A 2,887-nucleotide genomic window follows, 5' to 3' on the forward strand; every position below is an offset into this window, starting at 1 on the left:
GTTCTGACCATTATTCGCAAAACCAACCCAACGCGCACGGTGATTTTCGCTGGCGACAATTGGGGCAATATCAATGGGATGGACAATCTGGAATTGCCCAACGACCCCTATGTGGTTGGCACGGTCCATTATTATCAACCGTTTGAGTTTACCCATTCTGGGGCCAGTTGGATGGACGATCCCCCACCTGCGGGACGTTTCTGGCCCCGCCCGGGTGAGACGCGTGCGTTGCAGAAAGACCTCGCCCAAATCGCTGCTTTCCGTGAGCGAATTCAAGCCCCCGTCCTTTTGGGCGAATATGGTGTGGGTGTGGAAGTGCCCATGCGCCTGCGAGCCGATTGGACGCGCGCCATGACCAGTGCCTTTAAGGAAATCAACATGCCTGCCTGCTATTTCAATTTCACCGGCGGGTTTGACACCTATGACCGGTATGTCGAGCAGTGGCACGCCCCCTTGCTTGAAGCACTGCAATTGAGGCCCAAGTGAGCGATACCCAATCCACCCGGCAAGAGCCAAGTTTTTCCGGTGCCATCCCCTTCAAAGCGGATGGTGGCTATATGCCAGGTTTGGACGGTTTGCGGGCGATTTCGATCCTCATTGTGGTCATCGCCCATGTGGGCTTTGAGAATCTGATCCCGGGCGGTCTGGGCGTTACTGTCTTCTTCTTTGTCTCGGGCTTTCTCATTACGCGGATTCTGGTGGCAGAGCAGAACCAGCATGCAGGTGCGATCGATTTACCGGGCTTTTATCTGCGCCGCTTCCTGCGCCTTGCGCCAGCCCTTCTGGTATTTCTGCTGGGCTCTTGGCTTATGCTTTTGCCGTTTGGCGTCAAGGTGGATGCGGGTCATGTCGCCGCCGCACTCTTCTACTTCATCAATTATTATGACGTGGTGCGCGAGTGGTTTGGCTGGTCAGAGCGCACAATTCCTTGGGGCCATTTATGGTCGCTGGCGGTGGAAGAGCATTTCTACCTTTTATTCCCCGCAGCACTCGCTTTGTTTGGCAAGACCCATCAGGCGCGCGTGCGCCTCATCGTCACCAGCATTGTCGTCTGCGCCCTGTGGCGCGCCTATGCCGTGATGGGCTTGGGCCTGCCCCATGAGCATACCTATTACACGACCGATAGCCGGCTGGAGAATATTGCTTGGGGCTGTCTGCTGGCGATCTTGCTGGATGGGGCGCCCCGCACCAGAGCACGCCTCGCGTGGCTGGTTGGCTGGCACTGGGTCGTTCTGGCGCTGGGTGCGATTTTGGCGACCTTGGTTTACCGCGATGAAGTTTTCCGCGAGACGTTGCGCTATTCGATCCAAGGCGCGGCACTCTTCCTTCTGGTGTTGAACCTCTATGCGCTGCGCAACCTTCGTTTCTCGATCGACCTCTTAGAGCTCCAGCCAATGCGCTGGATCGGCCGCCTCTCCTACTCGCTCTATCTGTGGCACGTGCCGATCATCTGGATCGTGCGCCAAGTCATGCTGGGCGATGCCAATAGTTTAGAGCGCCTGTCACCGCTAGGCATGGTCATTGCTGTCGCCTTAAGCTTTGCATGTGCGTGCGCCAGCTATTACGCGGTGGAGCGGCCGTTGTTTGGCTTGCGCAAACGCTTTGGCGGCAAGCCTGTCGAGACGTTGGCAACGGCTTAGGGTGCTCCCAAGCCTATGCTAGTATCTGAATACGACCAAGGCTGGCCTGTCGGTCCTGCAATTAGGGTCACTCAAGCCCTCACCCGTCGCGACCCAATTGCTGGCTGCCCGCTCGGTCAAAATAGCAAAATCCTCTGACGTGCTGAAGGATGTAGCCTTAGCCTTGGTTACGCGCCCTTCTGAATCAAACGAGATACGCATCATCACACCGCCTGCCTGCCCTGCAAACAAGGGTGCAATGGGATAGGCCGGTAAATTCGAATCCATATTGGCAATTTTCACGGTGTTATTCTGAAAATCACAGCTGCCTTCCATTGTGCTGATCCGAACCAATTCAGTCTTGCGGGCAGCCATCAAATCTGTCGCGATTTTTTTCTCTGGGCCGACCAGATCGGCATGAGCAATGCCCTCCCAAAGCCTCAACTCATCCCAGACCGTGTCCCACTTATCATCTGCTTGAGGCTGTTGCGTGCCATAGGCCAAGCGAGCATCAAGGATGAGCTTAAACGCTGCCAATCGCTCTTCTTTGGCTAACAGAGCTTGCGCTTTGACGCGGGCACCCAAGGCGCGCACCGCAGGGGCCTCACTTGCCTGCAGGCTATCCAGAAGCTTCAGGCCGTCATTGGCTAGCTTCAAGGCCAAGTCCTTTTTTCGGTCGCGAATGGCAAAATCGCCCAACAAAAAGGTCGCTTCAGCTTTGGTTGCGGCGGGCGCATTTTTATTGGAGGCCAAAGCACGACGAAGGGCCGCGGCCGCCATGGCCCGACCTTCATTGCTGGCGCTTTGATAGGTTTGGATCGCAGTTACAAGGCGACCCTGCCCCGCCGCATCGGCTTGAGCCGACGATAGCGGCACCAACATGGCCAAACCGATGGCGGCCAAACCAAGCGCCTTCATGGAAACCAAATTTTTCATGCGCAACGCACCCTTCGCAAAACTAAAAGCAATCGGGGTAAGTTATCACCGCAGATGGCGCGGTCAATCCGCTCAACCTAGCGGGAAGGCAACTTTTTGGCGGTGCCCAAAAAGGAAAAGGCCCCAATAGATTGCTCTATTGGGGCCGGAGGAAGTGCTCCGTGTGAAGCAATGGCTCACGTCAAACGCGAGGGACGGGATGGTCTGCCGTGCGCCACGCCCCTGTTCTAGTGGAGCCAGATTGAACGCAAGCTGAACGAAATCGCGCCTAGACCACAGATCCCAAAAATTCTTGCGGCGTGAAAATATTGCGTTCGCCATCATGGACGACC

At 56.2% G+C, this 2,887-nt stretch carries 3 protein-coding genes; 2 read left to right on the forward strand and 1 reads right to left on the reverse strand.

Annotation, left to right across the window (positions count from 1 at the left end; genetic code table 11):
- Positions 1-486, forward strand: a 486-nt coding sequence (locus ACOVRA_RS02595) for a glycoside hydrolase family 5 protein (protein WP_421718926.1), incomplete at its 5' end; no start/stop codon positions are given.
- Complete coding sequence (locus ACOVRA_RS02600) at positions 483-1,640, forward strand: acyltransferase family protein (RefSeq protein ID WP_421718927.1); 1,158 nt, start codon at positions 483-485, stop codon at positions 1,638-1,640. The genes ACOVRA_RS02595 and ACOVRA_RS02600, both read left to right, overlap by 4 nt.
- Positions 1,641-1,658: 18 nt before the next feature.
- On the opposite strand, the gene ACOVRA_RS02605 is transcribed toward ACOVRA_RS02600, so the two are convergent.
- The gene (locus ACOVRA_RS02605; RefSeq protein ID WP_421718928.1) at positions 1,659-2,555 is read right to left on the reverse strand and encodes a hypothetical protein; all 897 of its coding nucleotides are present in this window, start codon (positions 2,553-2,555) and stop codon (positions 1,659-1,661) included.
- Positions 2,556-2,887: the final 332 nt, after the last annotated feature.

It is taken from the genome of Aquidulcibacter sp., from assembly GCF_049239865.1.
GTDB lineage: Bacteria > Pseudomonadota > Alphaproteobacteria > Caulobacterales > Aquidulcibacteraceae > Aquidulcibacter.

Excerpts from the sequence above, each read along its gene's own strand:
- ACOVRA_RS02605 (WP_421718928.1), bottom strand. The coding sequence starts at position 2,555 with ATGAAAAATTTGGTTTCCATGAAGGCGCTTGGTTTGGCCGCCATCGGT.